Annotated in this window: 22 protein-coding genes; 10 read left to right on the top strand and 12 right to left on the bottom strand. The window is 43.9% G+C overall.

Translation table 11 applies throughout. The annotated features are described in order from the left end of the window. Positions 1-272: 272 nt before the first annotated feature. The 3 genes from AAE02nite_RS18345 to AAE02nite_RS18335 all read right to left on the bottom strand — a co-directional run bounded on the left by AAE02nite_RS18345 (position 273) and on the right by AAE02nite_RS18335 (position 1963). A complete protein-coding gene (locus AAE02nite_RS18345; RefSeq protein WP_146901113.1) occupies positions 273-515 on the bottom strand; it encodes a hypothetical protein in 243 nt (80 codons plus the stop codon). Positions 516-539: 24 nt separating this feature from the next. Continuing rightward, positions 540-1001, bottom strand: a complete 462-nt coding sequence (locus AAE02nite_RS26490) for a hypothetical protein (RefSeq protein WP_146901110.1) — start codon at positions 999-1001, stop codon at positions 540-542. A 107-nt stretch (positions 1002-1108) separates the two neighbouring features. After that, a complete protein-coding gene (locus AAE02nite_RS18335) occupies positions 1109-1963 on the bottom strand; it encodes an SDR family oxidoreductase (RefSeq protein WP_146901107.1) in 855 nt (284 codons plus the stop codon). A 270-nt stretch (positions 1964-2233) separates the two neighbouring features. Here AAE02nite_RS18335 and AAE02nite_RS18330 point away from each other — a divergent pair, with 270 nt between their 5' ends. The 7 genes from AAE02nite_RS18330 to AAE02nite_RS18300 all read left to right on the top strand — a co-directional run bounded on the left by AAE02nite_RS18330 (position 2234) and on the right by AAE02nite_RS18300 (position 8111). Continuing rightward, entirely contained in the window at positions 2234-3955 is a 1722-nt protein-coding gene (locus AAE02nite_RS18330; protein ID WP_146901104.1) for a GH39 family glycosyl hydrolase, read from the top strand. A gap of 207 nt (positions 3956-4162) precedes the next feature. Next, positions 4163-4414, top strand: coding sequence for a 4a-hydroxytetrahydrobiopterin dehydratase (locus AAE02nite_RS18325; RefSeq protein WP_146901102.1), 252 nt, complete (start codon positions 4163-4165; stop codon positions 4412-4414). Between the two features lie 125 nt (positions 4415-4539). Next, positions 4540-5229: a 16S rRNA (cytidine(1402)-2'-O)-methyltransferase gene (gene rsmI, locus AAE02nite_RS18320; RefSeq protein ID WP_146901099.1), complete on the top strand. Its 690-nt coding sequence runs from the start codon at positions 4540-4542 to the stop codon at positions 5227-5229. A gap of 13 nt (positions 5230-5242) precedes the next feature. Beyond that, entirely contained in the window at positions 5243-6487 is a 1245-nt protein-coding gene (locus tag AAE02nite_RS18315) for an Lnb N-terminal periplasmic domain-containing protein (RefSeq protein ID WP_146901096.1), read from the top strand. Positions 6488-6505: 18 nt separating this feature from the next. Continuing rightward, complete coding sequence (locus AAE02nite_RS18310) at positions 6506-7312, top strand: inositol monophosphatase family protein (protein ID WP_146901093.1); 807 nt, start codon at positions 6506-6508, stop codon at positions 7310-7312. Positions 7313-7346: 34 nt separating this feature from the next. Beyond that, the gene (locus AAE02nite_RS18305) at positions 7347-7520 is read left to right on the top strand and encodes a FeoB-associated Cys-rich membrane protein (RefSeq protein ID WP_146901090.1); all 174 of its coding nucleotides are present in this window, start codon (positions 7347-7349) and stop codon (positions 7518-7520) included. A 252-nt stretch (positions 7521-7772) separates the two neighbouring features. Next, the gene (locus AAE02nite_RS18300; protein ID WP_146901087.1) at positions 7773-8111 is read left to right on the top strand and encodes a hypothetical protein; all 339 of its coding nucleotides are present in this window, start codon (positions 7773-7775) and stop codon (positions 8109-8111) included. A gap of 55 nt (positions 8112-8166) precedes the next feature. Here the strand turns inward: AAE02nite_RS18300 and AAE02nite_RS18295 are convergent, their stop codons facing one another. From AAE02nite_RS18295 to radA, 9 genes are all read right to left on the bottom strand, one after another. Continuing rightward, positions 8167-9108 (bottom strand): mechanosensitive ion channel family protein, encoded by a 942-nt coding sequence (locus AAE02nite_RS18295; RefSeq protein ID WP_246151145.1) that lies wholly within the window; start codon positions 9106-9108, stop codon positions 8167-8169. A gap of 6 nt (positions 9109-9114) precedes the next feature. After that, positions 9115-9552 (bottom strand): putative signal transducing protein, encoded by a 438-nt coding sequence (locus AAE02nite_RS18290; RefSeq protein ID WP_146901084.1) that lies wholly within the window; start codon positions 9550-9552, stop codon positions 9115-9117. Positions 9553-9566: 14 nt separating this feature from the next. Next, positions 9567-10589, bottom strand: a complete 1023-nt coding sequence (locus tag AAE02nite_RS18285; RefSeq protein WP_146901079.1) for an SPASM domain-containing protein — start codon at positions 10587-10589, stop codon at positions 9567-9569. A 211-nt stretch (positions 10590-10800) separates the two neighbouring features. Next, complete coding sequence (locus AAE02nite_RS26365) at positions 10801-10965, bottom strand: hypothetical protein (RefSeq protein ID WP_170252641.1); 165 nt, start codon at positions 10963-10965, stop codon at positions 10801-10803. Positions 10966-11075: 110 nt separating this feature from the next. Next, positions 11076-11249 carry a hypothetical protein gene (locus tag AAE02nite_RS26360; protein ID WP_170252640.1) on the bottom strand — a complete coding sequence of 58 codons (174 nt, stop codon included), beginning with the start codon at positions 11247-11249 and terminating at the stop codon, positions 11076-11078. A gap of 4 nt (positions 11250-11253) precedes the next feature. Beyond that, positions 11254-11535, bottom strand: a complete 282-nt coding sequence (locus AAE02nite_RS26740) for a hypothetical protein (protein WP_246151143.1) — start codon at positions 11533-11535, stop codon at positions 11254-11256. 5 nt (positions 11536-11540) lie between these two features. Continuing rightward, on the bottom strand, positions 11541-11777 hold the full coding sequence (locus tag AAE02nite_RS26735; RefSeq protein ID WP_246151141.1) for a hypothetical protein: 237 nt from the start codon (positions 11775-11777) through the stop codon (positions 11541-11543). Positions 11778-12037: 260 nt separating this feature from the next. Continuing rightward, positions 12038-13426, bottom strand: a complete 1389-nt coding sequence (locus AAE02nite_RS18275; RefSeq protein ID WP_146901074.1) for a TlpA family protein disulfide reductase — start codon at positions 13424-13426, stop codon at positions 12038-12040. Positions 13427-13700: 274 nt separating this feature from the next. Next, positions 13701-15077: a DNA repair protein RadA gene (gene radA / locus AAE02nite_RS18270; RefSeq protein ID WP_146901071.1), complete on the bottom strand. Its 1377-nt coding sequence runs from the start codon at positions 15075-15077 to the stop codon at positions 13701-13703. Positions 15078-15382: 305 nt separating this feature from the next. On the opposite strand from radA, the gene AAE02nite_RS18265 reads away from it, so the two are divergent. From AAE02nite_RS18265 to AAE02nite_RS18255, 3 genes are all read left to right on the top strand, one after another. Further along, entirely contained in the window at positions 15383-15898 is a 516-nt protein-coding gene (locus AAE02nite_RS18265; RefSeq protein ID WP_146901069.1) for a putative immunity protein, read from the top strand. A gap of 276 nt (positions 15899-16174) precedes the next feature. Next, positions 16175-17377 carry a DUF4062 domain-containing protein gene (locus AAE02nite_RS18260; RefSeq protein ID WP_146901066.1) on the top strand — a complete coding sequence of 401 codons (1203 nt, stop codon included), beginning with the start codon at positions 16175-16177 and terminating at the stop codon, positions 17375-17377. Positions 17378-17518: 141 nt separating this feature from the next. Then, a complete protein-coding gene (locus tag AAE02nite_RS18255) occupies positions 17519-18421 on the top strand; it encodes a hypothetical protein (protein ID WP_170252639.1) in 903 nt (300 codons plus the stop codon). The last annotated feature ends 44 nt before the right edge of the window (positions 18422-18465 follow it).

Raw genomic sequence — 18465 nt, 5'->3', positions numbered from 1 at the left:
TAAACCAATTTAGTAATTTTAGAAGATCTGTTTCATTAGCAATTTATATTCTAACAGCAAAAGCAAGTTTTTAAACTATATTAATTTTAATTGACATTTTTTATATTTAATAACTAAACTAAATTGTAACATTTCCCATATTATAATATAACTGACCTTATTCAAATACAGGAGGATGTTACAATTTTAGACTGCATTCTCCGGAGCGCACAAAAAAAGGCTCCTGCCAATTACGACAGGAGCCTTTTTTACGCTCGGACTAGCAATAACTTTTATCCGTAAGGTGGTTTATCAATTTTTGGTTTGTTTGTGTTCCGGTTCGGGTGACTACCCAACTTCGTGTCGATAGTTGGCTCATCTACGCCATCGGTATACTCGGCCCGCAGTCTTTCGTGCAGTTCGTCTTCACTATCGGGGCTTACCGGTTTTACGCCGCCCTTGCTTTGGCCACGTCCAGCCGGATCACCGGTATTTTCTTTTGACTGCTTGTTGGTTGAATTGCTTTTATAAGGCATATTTCTTTCTCCTCCTGTTTAAGGTTATAAATCGTCGTCCTCGTCTTCGTCTAAATCTTCGTCCAGATCCAAATCATCGTCCAGATCATCGTCAAAATCGGTGTCGTCAAAATCAGTATCATCAATATCATCGTCGCTGATATCGTCTACGTCCACATCGTCCAAATCATCTTCTTCGTCTAAATCATCGTCATCACCCAGTTTGCTGGTTACAGCAGTTCTGGCGTTTAACTGCGAACTAATTTGCAAGCCATCGGTATGCCCGTTGGGATCTGCGGTGTCTTCGTTTATAGAAATAGCCGTGGCACCATCACCGGTATCTGTGCCAAAACCATTGCGTCCGTCGCGGTCGCCAAAACCACCCCGGGCATGGTCGTTCTTTGGCGGATCAGCGCCCGGAATAATGTGACCGGCTTGCATTTCTTCATAGTCGGTATTGCTTTCAATAACCCGAACACGTCTTTCGCTATTCTTTACTGGTGCCATAACTTTCTTAATTATTGCTGTATTAATTTACTAATTTGAGGTTTATAATTACACGAGAGTTGCAATTTCTGTTTTGTACTCATTTTCGGCTTGCGAGGTTTAATTTTTTAACCCGCAACCAATTCCCCGCCGTTTACATGTATCACCTGCCCCGTAACATAAGAGGCATCTTCGCTGGCCAAAAAAACATACGCCGGCGCTACTTCAGAAGGCTGTCCCATACGGCCGAGCGGCGTATTCTTGCCAAAGTCTTCTACATTTTCTAACGTAGCCGGAATCAGGGGTGTCCAGATGGGGCCGGGGGCTACCGCATTCACCCGGATGCCTTTACCGGCCAGATTTTGCGACAAAGAGCGGGTAAAGGTAGTAATGGCGCCTTTGGTAGCCGAATAATCTATTAAATGGCTGCTGCCCCGGAAAGAAGTTACCGAAGTAGAGTTAATGATAGCATCGCCTTTTTGCAGGTGTTTTAAAGCGGCCTGCGTTACAAAAAAGAACGAGAAAATATTGGTGCGGAAAGTTTTTTCGAGTTGCTCGCCGGTTATTTCTTCCAGCTCTTCCTTTTCGTGCTGTTCGGCCGCATTGTTAACCAGAATATTTAACTTACCCAGCTCTTTAACCGCTTTTTGTACTATGTTTTTACAGAACTCCTCCTCGCGGAGGTCGCCGGGCAACAGCAAACATTTACGGCCTTCCGCTTCTACCATCTTTTTGGTATCCTGGGCGTCTTTGTCCTCGTTTAAATATACAATGGCTACATCGGCACCTTCGCGGGCGAAATGTACTGCTACCGCCCGGCCAATCCCGCTGTCGCCACCGGTAATCAGGGCTACCTTGCCCTTTAGCTTTTCACTTCCTTTATAATTTTTCCGGATTATTTCCGGTTCCGGGTTCATTTTGTGCTCTTTACCCGGCTGCTCGGCCTGATGCTGATCGGGCACCGATGAGGGTTTCTTTTCCATAGCATAAACAATTAACGGCGCATTTAATATTAAAAGGCTATTCTATACGACCATCTATTATACTGGTTATGTCCAATCCGGTATTTAGCCCAAATAATTGATAAATATTTCCAACAAGTACCTCACGCTACCTATTTCTCCTTTATTCTGCTATCTTTTGCTATCTTACCCGAAATACATTACCGGTACGTTAATTACAAACTTTACGCGTACAATTTTCTTTTCTTAGTTCCGGAAAAAGGCGGCAAATTTTCAATTCTCCTGTAGCATATGAAAAAACAACTTTTGGTTTGGTACAATTATTTATTCATTTTTCTGCCGCTGGCCAGTTGGAGTCAGAACCAAACCGCGTTAAATAATCAAAACCCCGAATCCGTAACTATACAGGTAAATTTAGCCCAGGAAAAAGGCAGCATGGACCCGGTATGGGCGTGGTTTGGTTACGATGAGCCCAACTATACTTACATGAAAGATGGGAAAAAACTACTTTCGGAATTAGCGGCTTTAAGTCCGGTGCCGGTATACGTACGGGCGCATAATCTGCTTACTTCCGGCGATGGCACACCCGCCTTAAAATGGGGTTCTACCAATGCATACACCGAAGACCAGAACGGCAACCCAATTTATAACTGGACGATTGTAGATAAAATAATGGATACTTACGTGGAGCGGGGTATGCGGCCGCTGGCCCAACTGGGGTTTATGCCCGAAGCCTTATCGGTTAAACCGCAACCTTACCGGCATACGTGGCAACCCGGCCAGCCGTACGAAAAAATATACACCGGCTGGACTTACCCGCCCAAAGATTATAAAAAATGGGCTGATTTGGTGTATGCCTGGGTACAGCACTCCGTAGAACGCTACGGCAAAGAAAAAGTAGAAACCTGGTATTGGGAACTATGGAACGAACCCGATAGCCCATACTGGTCCGGCACGGTAGAAGAATATTGCAAACTCTACGATTACTCGGCCGATGCGGTAAAAAGAGCTTTGCCTACGGCAAAAATAGGCGGCCCGCACGTTACCGGTCCAGCCGGTAGCCGGGGCGCCAAATTCCTGCAAACCTTTTTAGAACATTGTTTACGCGGCACCAATTATGTAACCGGCCAGAAAGGCAGCCCTTTAGATTTTATTGCTTACCATGCTAAAGGCGCGCCTCGTCTGGTGGATGGCCGGGTACGCATGGACATGGGCCGGCAGCTTCGCGATATTTCTAAAGGCTTTGAGATTGTAGCTTCTTACCCCGAACTTATAAATTTGCCTATTATTATCGGCGAATCGGACCCGGAAGGTTGCGCGGCCTGCGGCATGCAAACCAACCCCGAAAATGCTTACCGCAACGGTACCATGTACGCCAGTTATACGGCGGCTTCGTTTGCCCGCAAATATGCCCTCGCCGATCATTTTGGTATTAATTTTAAAGGAGCCGTATCATGGTCTTTCGAGTTTGAGGAGCAGCCCTGGTTTTACGGGTTCCGCGATTTGGCTACGAACGGCGTAGATAAACCGGTGTTAAATGTATTCCGGATGTTCGGCATGATGCGCGGGAATAGGGTAGGAGTAAGCGGCAACCTGGCTTATGATTACTTAACCGTTCGCGACCAAAGTATAAGAGGCGCACAACCCGATGTAAATGCGTTAGCCAGCAAAGACCGGCAAACTGCTGCTGTTATGGTCTGGAATTACCACGACCTGGATGTGCCCACGCCAGCCGTGCCGGTAAGCATAAATATTACCGGTATACCGGCTAAAAAGGTAACCCTAACACATTACCGTATCGACCAGGAACATAGTAATTCCTATAGTGCCTGGCTGAAAATGGGCTCTCCGCAAAATCCGACAACCGAACAAATTGCGCGACTCGAAAAAGCCGGCCAACTACAAACAATGGGCAAACCCCAGAAGCATAAAACAAAAAACGGCGCGTTAGCTTTAAATATATCGTTGCCGCACCAGGGCGTTTCTTTGTTAAAACTAGATTGGCAAGAATAAAGTTAAAAATTATGAGTTGAAAGTTAAAGGTTAAAACTGTGATCGATTTTACGTAAAAGTAAAAATTAAGCGATTAGCCAACGCTCTCCTGTCATCCAGAAGGGACCTTGTTAGCAGGTAGTCAACAAGTTTCCTCTTGAATGACACGTATGAGAACCGAAATAAAAGGAGGTGGAAAATATCTCAACACTATAAACAACCCAAAATATGTGGCAGGAAGAAGACAATAAACTGAAGCGTTCTTTCACCTTCAGAAATTTTAAAGAAGCCTTTGCTTTTATGACCGAAGTAGCCGAGGTGGCCGAAAAAATAGATCATCATCCGTGGTGGGCCAATGTGTATAATAAAGTAGATATAGAATTATACACGCACGATGCCGGCAATACCGTAACGGTACGCGACCACCGGCTGGCCGAAGCCATAGACAAAATAGCTGCCAAATATACCTTAAAGGCTTAGCCAGTTTTTGAGAATATAAATATTAATTAATCCGCGATTCGAAACAGATCGCCTGAAATAATATTATCTAAATATCAGGCGTTGGCTCATTATTATCTCACGTCTTAATTATTTACCTTTGAGCCATGTCAGCAGACGAGGAAACCCGGTTATATTTAGTACCTACGCCCATTGGCAACCTGGAGGATATTACCCTTCGGGCCATTCGGGTATTGAAGGAAGTAGATACCGTACTGGCCGAAGATACCCGCACCAGCGGCAAATTGCTGCAGCACCTAGGCATTGATAAACGCATGCACAGCCATCATTTGCACAACGAACATAAAGCCGTAGCCCACTTAATTGAACGCTTAGGCAAAGGCGAAAAAATGGCATTGGTTTCGGATGCTGGTACGCCGGGTATATCAGATCCTGGCTTTTTGCTGGTGCGCGAATGCCTCCGGCATAATATTAAGTTTGAGTGTTTGCCCGGCCCAACGGCTTTTGTACCGGCCCTGCTGAAATCCGGTTTTAGTGCCGAGCGGTTTACGTTCGAAGGATTTTTGCCTCAGAAAAAAGGCCGCCAAACCCGCTTACAACAACTCGCCACCGAAGAGCGCACCATGATATTTTACGAATCGCCGCACCGGCTGCTTAAAACGCTTACCCAGTTCTCCGAATATTTAGGACCAGAGCGACAAGTCTCGGTGTCACGGGAACTAACAAAGTTCTTCGAAGAAACCATAACCGGCACCCTTACCGAAGTACTGGCGGCATTTGAACAGAAAGCGATAAAAGGGGAATTTGTAATTGTGGTGGAAGGCACCGATAAATAAAAAGAAATTACCTATGCACATTAAAGCATTTTGCTATACCCTAACATGGCTTATCTTATGCTTCTTTTCGGGCCTTGTCAATCCGGCCAAAGCTTTGGATTTGTCGCCGCAGGCCCAGATAAGTTTAATTACCGTCTCGCCCGGCGAGGAACTATATTCTATGTATGGGCACAGCGCCATTCGGGTTTACGACCCAGCTCAGGCCCTCGATATTGTCTTTAATTACGGTACCTTCGATTTTAATACCCCTAACTTTTACGTAAAATTTATAAGGGGCAAGTTGCCTTACCAGCTTTCCATTAATTATTACGAAAACCTGAAACAAGGCGCCATCCGGGAGAACCGGTCGGTTTACGAGCAGGTTTTTAGTTTAAATCCCGCCGAAAAGCAGAAGGTATTTAATTTTTTAGAGAATAATTACCTGCCCCAAAACCGGGCATATTTCTACGATTTTTTCTACGACAATTGCGCTACTCGCATCCGCGATGTCTTCATGACCGGATTAGGCAACAATTTAGATTTTAAACACAAGCCCCAGCCCGAAGCCCCAACTTTTCGGCAACTGGTAGATATTTATCAGCGCCCGCACCCCTGGGTAGATTTAGGCATTGATTTACTCATGGGATTGCCCGCCGACAAACTGGCTACGCCGCTGCAGCAAATGTTTTTACCTGACTTTTTAATGGAAGGCTTTGCACCCGCCCAGGTAACATCGTTGTTCCAACCGGCCCAGGCCGGCGGCCAAACAGGGGCCCGGCCTTTGGTAAGCCAGGTAAAGCAGGTGTATAAAGCCACGGCCCCGCCCGCCGTTCCAACTAAATTTACCCCCACAATATTTTTCTGGATTCTGTGCGCAATAATCGCCCTTATTACTTTCTGGAAGATAAGAAGAAAAGTGGCCAGTCACGGAATAGATGTCTTGCTTTTTGGCCTGGCCGGACTTTTAGGAATATTGTTAACCTTTTTGTGGTTCGGCACCGACCACCAGACTTTCGGGAATAATTTAAATGTACTGTGGGCTTTTCCGCTGCACCTGCCGCTGGCTTTTATGTTGCTGCGCCGGCAGCTATCGCCGTTTGTTAAAAATTATTACCTGGTTTTTTCGGTATTGCTGGTCATTATTGCTTTAATCTGGAAAATATTTCCCCAGGATTTTCATCCGGCCGTATTGCCTATTGTAATAATGCTGGCCTTGCGGGCCTGGTATATTGCCAAAGCTGCGCCCAAACTCCGGAAAGGTATTAACCCTTACAGATGATACGTTAAATATAAAACTATGAACTTAACCCAACTGTGCGACCAGGTAATTGCCATCACCAAAAAAACCGGTGCCTTTATCCGGACCGAGAGCAAATCTTTTGACCCCGGCAAAATAGAACATAAAGGCGTAAACGACCTGGTATCGTACGTAGATAAAACGGCCGAAGAGCAAATAGTAGCGGGCCTGAGAGAAATATTCCCGGACGCCGGTTACATTACCGAAGAAGGCACCGCCCAGGATAAACATGATATTTACAACTGGATTATCGACCCACTGGATGGCACCACCAATTTTATTCATGGATTGCCAATTTTCTGCATCAGCATTGCGTTAATGGAACGAGGCGAGGTAGTACTGGGTGTGGTGTACGAAATAAACCAGGACGAATGCTTTTACGCCACGAAGGGCGGCGGCGCTTTTTTGAACGGGAACCGTTTAGCGGTAACTAAAATACAGCACCTCCGAGATGGCCTGATGTGTACCGGCTACCCGTACACCGATTTTGGTTTGCTGCAGGTATACTTGCAAATGTTGGGTGCCTTTATGGCGAAATCGCACGGGGTACGCCGCTTAGGCTCAGCAGCCGCCGACCTGGCTTATGTAGCGGCTGGCCGGTTTGAGGGCTTTTTTGAGTATAACCTGAAACCCTGGGATGTAGCGGCCGGGGTACTGCTGGTGCAAGAAGCGGGCGGACGGGTGACCCTATTTGACGGCAGCAACGGTGACCCGGTTTTTGGCAAAGAAACCCTGGCGACCAACGGCCTGGTACACGACGAAGTAAGCAACCTCATTGGCGAATACTGGAACAAAACAGAAAAGTAAACTTTTATTTCTTTGAAGTAGTTATTAAAGCATCATGATTCAGCAACTAATCATTTTTCTGCTTTTTATTGCCGCGGCTGCTTACGTGGCCCGGCTGGTTTATAACAGCTTTAAAAGCAAAAGCGGCTGTGCCAAAGGTTGCGGCGCCTGCTCTACCATCGATTTTAGTAAAATAGATAAACAAATAAAGACTTCGGCGGGCAAGTAAACGATTATTACTAATAGCCATACAACGGCCGCTTTAAAAAGCAGAACCTTTTAAATAGTAACCATAATTTCCTTTATACCCGCGGGAGAATATATTTCTTTTTGCTTCGCCTATTCCGAAGCACTTTCGTTTAATAAACCAGGAGCGATAGCCGGGAAATTATTTTTTTTGCGGGCTTTTACTTAACTCTTACGGGTTTTTACGTATAGTAGCCATACTATTTTTGAATCAGACGCTTTAAAATATACTGCTATGCAAGACAAAGAAGAAGAAAGAACACTAATTAATGTAGAGGCCAAGCTAAACCGTGATGGATTTAAGAAAAACTTTCGGGTATGCGATAACCGCCTCCAGTCTATTGATGACACCGAAAAGAGCTATGGGGTAGAAGATGTTAGAATTGTAGACTTTTACCGGTTTGAGGGTGAAAGTAACCCCGACGATATGTCTATTTTATACGCCATTGAGTGCAACGACGGCACCCGGGGTACCATCTCTAACTCTTATGGTCCATTAGCCGACTCCGAAGTAGATGAGTTTTTACTGAAAGTACAGGACCTGGGCAAGAACCTGGATAAGAAACACAAGTAAAACTTTTACGGTATTATTATAATAAGTAAGCTGAAAGATTAAGTTCTTTCAGCTTTTATATTTTATTATTATCCCGATTATTCTGGCCGTTTTCGTTGCCCTCTTCTTTTAATACCTTTAACTGTTCCCGCAATTTTTCGCCGCCTTTAATAGCAAAATCCAACGTGCGAATGGGAAAGGGTATCTGCACATTATTTTCGTCGAAAGCCTTCTTGATTTTAATAATGGCTTCGCTACGAGCCGATACATAATCAAACTGCCGGCTATAATGAATCCAGAACCGCACCAGGAAGTTAACCGAGCTTTCGCCGAACTCTTCGTACACCATTTCTACGTCTTTGTGTTCTACCATGCCCTTAATATTTACAACAGCCGCTTTTACTAACTGCTGCACCCGCTCCAGATCCTCGGCGTACGATACGCTTCCTTTTACATCTACCCGCCGGATGCCGTAGTGGGTATAAATAACCATCACGTTTTCGAATACCTTGCGGTTAGGTACTTTTACCAACTCGCCGGTAACCCGCCGGATATCAATGGTGCGCAGGTTTACCCGCTCAATGGTTCCAAAATAATCATTCGACTCCACCACGTCGCCGACGCCAAAAGGCTTGCGTACCGCAATAATTACCCCCGAAATGAAATTGGTCGCAATATCCTGAAAAGCAAGGCCGAGGGCTAAACCAATAATACCGACCCCGGCCAGGAGCGAAGTAACCGTTTTATCGAGTTGTAAAATACTCAGCACAAAGAAAATGCCGATTAAGATGGAGGCAGTATAAACCAGCGAGGAAACCAGGTTATTCAGAGCCACACTGTGCGAAAAACGGGGCAGCAGTTTTTCGGTGGTTTTCTGGATAATCCGGGCTGCCACAAACGTAAGAACCAGCATTACCAGCGCTATTACCAGATTGGGCAGCATTAATATTAAATGCCGCACCCACAACTCCAGCTTATTATATAATAGACTAAAAGCTTTATTTATTTCCAGCATCATCCTTCATTAATTTTCAAGCCGCCACCGGTAGCCGCAGTTTAAGCAGGTTAATTTTACACGGGTACGCATTGGGTACAGAAATAAGATAGATTTTATCAGTGGCCAGATACCCGATATTTGTTTCTGTTTAAGATTCTGAGAGCTGCAAACCGGGCAGGTCAGCGGCTTGTAAGTCTCGCCTTCGTCTGTTTCGGCAATTAAACCGTGCCTGATTTCGTTAACCAGGGCCAACGCTTTTTCCTGATCCTGGGCGCGCACCCGCAGCTTTACGCCGCCGTAGGCAATAGAATGCCAGGGCTGGTTGCTAATAATATTTTCATCGGCAATTACGCTCGGAATTCCTTCGGCTTCGAGGCGATTACGGTAAATATGGGCTTCTATGGCCTCCGGAAAAGTAGCCACCGTTACCAGTACAATATTGTTGTCTTCTTTTCCTTCGTCCATATTTCAGCGGCATGCTATCCCCAAACCTTGGTACCCTGCGTACAATTGCGGCACATGTCAATTTCACCCCGCGACTTTAGAAGCGATTTACGGAATTGCCGGTAAGGAGTTCCACGCCATAATTGCTTAAAAGGTTGGGTTTTTAAATCGCCCAGGCGGTGTTCGGCATCTTTATCGAAACAGCAGGGTACCACCAACCCATCCCAGGTAATAACGCAGGAGTGCCACATTTTCCAGCAATGGTTAAGCAATTTATTTTTTATGGTGTACGTGCCGTTTGGCTGGTGCTGATACCGTGAATAATAATCAATGGTAGGTATCAGGGGCGAACCTTGGGCATAATCGTAAATCTGGGCCGTTTTAAACCACACATCGTCTACTTCCAATTCTTTAGCTAAAGTTTTTACATCTTCCAGTTGGTGTTCGTTGGGCCGGACCACCAAAAACTGAAAAATAATAAACGGCTTTTTCGACTTTAATTTTTTCTTCCAATTTACCAGATTACGCGTACCCTCCAGTACTTTATCCAGGCGGCCGCCCACCCGGTAGGCCTGGTACACGTCCTGGGTGGTACCATCTATCGAAATAATAATACGGTCCAGGCCGGATTCTACGGTTTGACGGGCATTATCGTCGGTGAGGTAATGGGCATTGGTAGAAGTGGCGGTGTAAATACCTTTGCCGGCCGCATAACCAACCAGTTCCAGAAACCGCGGGTGCAAGTAAGGTTCGCCCTGGAAATAAAATATTAAATACCACAGTTGCTGGTGCAGCTCGTCGATGGTTTGTTTAAATAAATCAGCGGGTAACATACCGGTAGGGCGGGTAAACGACCGCAAACCGCTGGGGCACTCGGGGCAACGCAAATTGCAACTGGTAGTTGGCTCAAACGAAATACTGATGGGGCTGCCCCAGAAACGCGGCTGTTTCGTAACTTTCGAAAGCAGGTAACTACCGGTTACCTGCACCACGTTTACCGCTCGCCGCAAAGTTAGTTTCGATAATAAATTAAGCCCATCAGTAATACTACTTCTCATGCAAATTAATTAGCGGCGGTTGCGTCCCCGAAAATAAAGCTAAAATTAAGATTAACTACGCAAAAAGAAGTACGTTGCTTCAATTATCCTTTAGACGGCGCCTTAAAAACAAAGCCCGATCAGGTTTAGTAAACCGACCGGGCTTAGGAGTTCTGCTACGGGTTCGTTACCAGGGAGGAGGTAAAGCAAAATATTAGTGTCTATGAAAAGACTATTCCCACTCATTCCGCAAGTTCTTCTGGATGGTAAGCGGCTCTTTTTCTAAATTAACTTTCCCGCAATACTTGAAAGCATTTACTCCTTTCCGAATGCTTACACTTTCAAGGGCTTTTTGAATATTGATATTATCTGCACCTTTCTTAATAATGGTTATCATATTAAATATGCAAATCCTAAATAGTAGATAAAGATTATGAATTTACCGTCTATTCACTTACTTCAACCCGCAACATTGGTATAGAAAAGTTATAAGGTTAGTTTTGTATTTTACCCATCCTGCCGTACAGGTTTTGTTGGATTTAGTATTCCTTTTTTTGTTTCTGCCTTGTTTTTAGCTTTCTCAGCTTGAATATAGTTGCTGATTGCTTTCTGTTCTTCTTCTGTTAAAGGACGTGGATCAACCGTAAAATCAATATCCAGTGGTTCTTTTATATGTCCCATAATATTAAGATCTAAAGTATGTATCAATAAGCTTAAGTGCACCCGTCGTATTTATTACCATCAAATGTCCGCCCACATGGGTGGCTTGTAATGTTTGCTGATAATGGTCTATTAATTTGGATTTAGCCAAAAAAGACACAAAACCATCATGACCTCTGTGAAAAGACAACTTACAGGCAAAGGCCACTAAGTTTCCTGGTACACCCGCGTACATCTTATTTCTTCCTTTATTAAACGGTGCGCTTTCAATAAGGTGTAAGTAAATGTGGTCTTCTTTTTCAGTCAAACTTATCAGTCCTTGAATAACAGAGGGATATTTGCTATGGTTAATTTATAGATGTCTCGGTTAGCTTCTTTAAACTCCTGCTTCCAGTTAAACTCCCACCCATTCTTTTTGGTAATATTTTTTAAATCTGCCTTTGTAAAAACAAGTATATCCGTTGAAAATTTATCACCGGTTACAATATTTTCTATAGAATTGGTAAGCTTGTCTATTTCGAAATCAAGTGGCTCGTTGTTCTTTTTCACTTAATAAAGATAAGCAACATGCGCGTATCTGTCAATTTAGTCGAAGCGCTAGGTATTACGTAAAGCCCATCTAAAATATTTAGCTGGTGAAAACACGGAACCAGGGCAGCGGCATTCCCCAATTTATAAAATCCTAAACACCTTCTACGCAAAAAAGTAGCCCCACTTAAATTATTGTTCCACACACCACGGCAAAAACAAAGCCCGGCCAGGTTTAATAAACCGGCCGGGCTTTGCCAAAATATATTAAACTGTGAGTACTATTTCTCCATAGCGTGCATAATCTGCTCTTTGGCGCCGGCATTGCTCGGGCGCTTGGCTTTGGTGCTGATAAAAGTACCGTCGGTATCAATCAGGAAGTAAGAAGGCATATCTTCTACTTTGTAGGCTTTGGTGATGGCCTCCTGGTTACCGCCGAATAACTGTACGCCTTTCAATTTGCGGCGGGCAATGGCATCGCGCCAGTAACCTTCGTTCTCATCCATGCCAATATTTACAAAAACCACGTTTTCGTTGGCTAGTTCTTTTTCAAGTTCCATGGCATAAGGCACATCCAGTTGGCACAAACCGCATTTGCTGTTCCAGAAGTTCAGGTAAACCAATTTGCCTTTAAAATCGCGCATGGTCATTTCCTGGCCAGTGCTGGATTTGAGTTTAAAATCGGGAGCCGGGCTACCCAGCGCAAAAGCTTTGCCGGTGTTGTACGACGAGGCGATAAACTCATTCAGGTCTTTGTTGGTGTTCAGCTTTTCGAAGTCGTCGAACATGCGGCTGGTGTACTGAATAAAGCCATAGCGGATAGATTCGTGCAGTACATTTGCCAGTACCAGATTACGCGGCTCGCCGGCCAGCTTGGCTTTTGCCAGGTTGTAAATTGCCTCGTAATAATCTAAATCGGCGGGGCGGTGGTTAGCGGCAGTGGCCTGAAAACGAATATAATTTTTTAGGTAGCTTAAATAAGAGTGGCTTTTCACGCCCGCTGCATTATCTAGTTTTACATCTTTAAAAAAGCCGTAATAATTTTCGGTTAATTTAATGGGGCCGCCCAGTACCTTCGTCCGCATCTCGTTAAAAGTAAGCCGGTCGTTGGCATAAGAATATTCTATTTCGGCGAGGATGTAATTTTTGAAGGCATCGGAAACCGGGTTTTTAGCGGTATGTTTTTCGAAGAAGTTCAACTGGTCTTCTTTCCGGAAATCCAGAAACTCGATAAAGCTTTTCTCATTCAAAGTAATATTTTCCGGCAGCACCTGGTAATCTTCATTTTCCAGGAACTTCTGGTTATACGCCAGCAGGAAATTATTTTCAGAAGCGCCTTTGCCTTTAAATTTAAGCGATTTCATGAGGCTGCCGCCGGTAAACCGGGCTTCCAGTTCATCGCCGGGCTGCAGAAACAAGCTCACCGATTCGTCCTCGTATACAAAGTCAACCACCGAAGCTTCTTTCAACGGCACCTCTATCGAAAAGCTTCCCTCGGTATTAATCTTCCCAATGCTTTGCGCTTCCTGGGCACTCAACGGATTCGGGTTGACGCCAATCTGAATACTATCACTTTTTGGTTTTGTTACTTTTCCAAGCAATAAGGCCCGCTGGGCCCACGATACATTTGCTAACAACAAAAAAGAAATAAGGAGTAAATGTTTTCTCATACCAACAGAATATAATTTTGTGATTTAAAAATAAGTGCAATTAATTAATAACGCACAGTTTTAGTTTAAAAAATATAACTTTCTTTATGCGGTGCAATAATTTACAAAAATGATTAAACTTAATTAAATACAAGATTGATTTGGTTTTCCAGAAATTGGAAAATCAGGAATAAACCGATTATTGAGAATCCAAAATATATAAATAAAAAAAGCTGCCCCAATGGAGCAGCTTTCTAAAATTAAGCGCCGGCAGGTAGCTGGCCACCCGATAATATTAGCTAAATAAGCCGCTGATTACCTCGTCGAGTTTACTAACGGCGTGTACTTTTATGCCGTAGCGTTTCAGGTCGAGGCCGCGCACGTTAAACTTAGAAATATAAATTTCCGTGAAACCCAGTTTCTCCGACTCGGCAATGCGCTGGTCTACCCGGTTTACGGCGCGTATTTCGCCGCTTAAACCCACTTCGGCCGCAAAGGCAGTGGTATTGGGCACCGCAATATCTTCAAACGAAGACAGGATAGAGGCACAAACCGCCAGGTCGATGGCCGGGTCTTCAATCTTGAGTCCACCGGCAATATTCAGGAACACGTCCTGCGTGCCCAGTTTAAAGCCGCCGCGCTTTTCGAGTACGGCCAGCAGCATATTCAGGCGTTTGGCATCGAAACCGGTAGAAGACCGCTGCGGCGTACCGTAGGTAGCCGGACTGACGAGGCTCTGCACTTCTATTAATAGGGGCCGGTTGCCTTCTAAAGTAGCGCCAATGGTAATGCCGCTAAAGTTTTCTTCACGCTGCGAGAGCAATATTTCGGAAGGATTGCTCACTTCGCGCAGGCCGGTGCCCTGCATTTCGTAAATACCCAACTCGGAGGTAGAGCCAAAGCGGTTTTTGGTGGTACGCAATATGCGGTAAGTCATGTGGCGGTCGCCCTCGAACTGCAGAACCGTATCTACCATGTGCTCCAATATTTTGGGGCCGGCCAGGTTGCCTTCTTTGGTGATATGCCCGATTAAAAAAACCGGTGTACCGCTTTCTTTCGCGTACTTCAGCAACTCGGCAGTACACTCCCGCACCTGCGATATACTGCCGGCCCCCGACTCAATAAAAGAAGAATGCAGCGTCTGGATAGAATCAACTATTAACACGTCGGGTTGCAGTTGTTCTATTTGCTTGAAAATATTCTGCGTACCGGTTTCGGTTAAAATAAAGCAGTTGGGGTGTTTGGCCCCCAGGCGCTCGGCGCGCATTTTTATTTGCTGGTCGCTTTCTTCACCCGATATATACAGTACCCGGTTATTCTTCAGGCTCAAGGCAATCTGCAGCATCAGGGTAGATTTACCAATACCGGGTTCCCCACCAATCAGCACCATTGAACCCGGCACAATGCCGCCGCCCAATACCCGGTTTAATTCCCCGTCTACGGTTTGGATGCGCGATTCTTCGAGATAACTGATTTCCGAGATAGGCCGGGGCTTGGCCGCAACCTGTAACGAACTGGACGATTTCCAGGAACCGGCCGTGGTTACATCTTCGCGCTGCAGCACTTCTTCTACATAGGTGTTCCACTCGCCGCAAGCCGGGCAGCGCCCTATCCACTTCGCCGACTGTGCTCCGCAATTCTGACAAAAATAGGATGTTTTTAATTTAGCCATTAATTATATAAATCCCGGTTTAAGGGGGTAAGTTAAAACTTTACAAACCCTACAAGATACGTAATTTTACCGTTTTTAACAATTCTAAACCCGCTTGTGCCGGATATAAGCTGAAAAGCCGGCAATCGGGAAAAGCAGGATAATTTGCCTAATTCAGGAGTCCACGGAGAAGGTACGTTCACAGTGTAGTTATTCTCTGAGGAGATCCGGGATACTTTTAATCTTTATAAAATAATGATGAACCTACGTGGATTTTTGGGTTTATTAGCCATTACGCATTTATCTCTAAAATAAATGGTTGGCCCATGATATTACCGCAAGAAAGAGACCCCAGATTTATAACGATAAGACGCGGCGGAACGCTAACCGATACCAACCACCGCTTACTGGCCTTATGGGCGGCTACTTGTGCCGAACACGTACTGCACCTGTTTGAGCAAGTCAACCCGGAAGATAAAAGGCCGAGAAACGCCATCGCATTAACCCGGGCTTGGGTAAAAGGGGAGATACCCATGAAGGTAGCGCACCAGGCGGCTTTTACGGCCAATGCGGCGGCCAAAGGCTTGCCGGATGCCGCTAAGTTTGCGGCCCTGGCCACCGGACAAGCTGTGGCGGTAGCGCACGTGGCGGCCCATGAACTGGGTGCCGCGGCCTACGCCATCCGGGCAGTAAAGGCGTCTGTGGCAGAAAAGGAGCAGGATGAAATGGGACGAAAAGAAGGGGAATGGCAACGCAACCAACTACCGGAGGCTATTCGGGAACTTGTCCTGGATGACCAGAAATTAAGAAATCACCTCTGCTGGTTTGTGTTTGATTGTTGAACAGTTTGAATAAACACCAATGACTTTCAAGGCGAACACTACTATGGCGCGGAAGTTACTTCCGTGACTTTGCGATAAGGGCAACGGTCCTAATAATTATATTATATATTTATTTTAATATTAATTATTAAGGATAATAAATTTTAATTAAGTTGTAGGTTCAGCAAGGCACGGAAGTAACTTCCGCACCATAGAGGGCAATAAAGGGTAAACAGCATCTTCGGCCTAAGGCCGCCGCTAACACGAGGCCGTTGGCAGTAACTATAAATTTACATTATGGCACTTTTAAAAGTTTTTGTTTCTTCAACTTGTTATGATTTGAATATTGTAAGAGGGCAGTTAAGAGCTTCCTTACAAGCATTAGGACACGAGCCTGTAATGAGTGATTATAATGATGTATTATTTGATCCGAGAAGTCATACACACGAAAGTTGCATCAAAGAAATCGCCAATGCCGATGTAGTAATATTAATAATAGGATCCCGTTTTGGAGGAACAGCAATACCTAAAGCGGTAAATTCTTTAGACATTGACAGCTTGAAAAGCATGTCAAAGGGGAATAAAATATTAGAAGCGCCTAATAAGATTTCAATAACGCAGCTTGAAATATTCAAAGCGATAGAGTCGAGTATTCCCATATTTACTTTCATAGACAGCAAAGTCTTACATGATCATTTATTCTATGAAAAGAATAAGGATAAAGGAATTTTAGATTCTCTGGAGTTCCCCTCTATTGAAAAGAAGGAGTCAGCCGTATTTATCTTTGAGTTCATAAACTTTTTGCGACTTCGCTCCAAAAATAACAGTTTAGTTGAATTCAGCAGGCTAGCAGACATCGAAGAATATCTCAGGAAACAATGGTCAGCTCTTTTTCAAAGATTATTGTTTGAGCAGAGGATAATGAAATCTGAGTCACGAAGGCTTGATGCATTTTCTGAGGAATTGAAAGATATTAAGTCTCTAATACTATCAAGCATTTCCGTTGGGCAAGCTAAAGAGGTTGGTAGAGGGGTTTTGCGATACAGGCGGCTTATTGATTTCCTTAATAATTTCATTCATCCAAACATCCAAGAAATCCTTTTGTCTGACATTTCATGGGAAGAATTGCTTAAATGCTTAGATATAAAAGAATTAAAGGTTGTAGAATTAAATAGTGGGATCAGACCAACCGTTTATCTTGTCAAAACGGACGGTACATTCTACATTACGAGATATCCCATTCATTTAATTCAAAACATAGCTAATGAATGGAAAACATTCAAAAATCTTGCTACTCCGGTAAAACAAGAAGTAGTAGCAGCTCTCACTGAAAACTTAACCAATTCTTCTATAGGAGGACCTGTATCTTACAGAAATAAGCAACTTGAAGATTATTTGAGAGAACGAACAGAATCTACAGAAAATGCGACAATAATTACTGCCACTACTATTAGTCCAAATACTATGAGCGATTCCGGAATAACCACCGAAGAGGAATAACTACTGTCAACATGGTAAAAACGGCAGCCTCGGCCGATGGGCTTGCAGTCGTTTAAACTAGCCGTTACCTTTCATTTTATGACGACTCCAAAACGATATAGAGCAATAATTTCATCTTCACATGTTGACAGACATGGAGATATGATGACCAAGCAAGCTTTAGAGCAAATGGTAAACTCTATTAATTGCACAGATAAGATGATTAGATTGGGAGTGGATCATAGAAGGGATTTTCCTCCAAGGGGCAGACTTGAAAATGCAGAACTATTAGAAAAAGATGGAGATTTCTATGTTGAAGCGGATATTGTAGAATATGAAAATACAGATGCCGTAGATTGGCACGACAATTACATCATCCAATACTTTGACAATGCATTTCAATTTGCTGAAGTTGAACAAGAAGAAAGTCTTGAAAATTCCATTTCAATAGACCCGCATAACTTTAACTCATTTCTTGAAGCAAAGAATTTTTCCGACAGCCTAAAAGCAAATCCTAATTTTACCCCTAAGATTAATTTTCATGGGCGTAAATCAGAAATTCCTGATCCTGAAATTATTTTCAAGTTTGCTACTGCTGGCATCCTGTATCAAATATTAAAACCAACTGCCAAAAAGCTGGGTGAAAAAGTTGCTGATGCTATAACTAACAAAGCAGTTGAGGAAGCAAAGAAACTATCATCTTTTGTAGAAAAGTCCTTAAAAGAATTATTTTATAGATGTGTCCCTAAAGCAAGACCAGTAACAATCGTTTTTGATTTACCAGGCAAGCCACACATCGAATTGATTGCAAGGACAAGAGATGAAAAACTGGTTTTGAAGGGACTGCGTGAGAAAAAATTAGAAGCCATCCGAGATGAGATTGATAGTCTAAGTAAAAATGTGAAAATAGCAAAAGCCCAATTCATTTTGACTAACAAAGGCAATTGGAAATTCAACTATTTAATTACGGAAATTGGTCAAACTATTGGCACAAAAGAAGGTATAAAAAAACGAGAGCATCAATTAGAAATAATGTCTTCAAAGCAGAAAAAAAACGGCAGGTAACATGGTATTGCCAATAGTGGGGCTGCCGCAATACTCTTGGGCTG

The sequence above is a fragment of the Adhaeribacter aerolatus genome, from assembly GCF_007991635.1.
Taxonomy (GTDB): Bacteria; Bacteroidota; Bacteroidia; order Cytophagales; family Hymenobacteraceae; genus Adhaeribacter; species Adhaeribacter aerolatus.
Note: the sequence above shows the minus strand (reverse complement) of the source record. Positions and strands in the feature narration are given on the sequence as shown.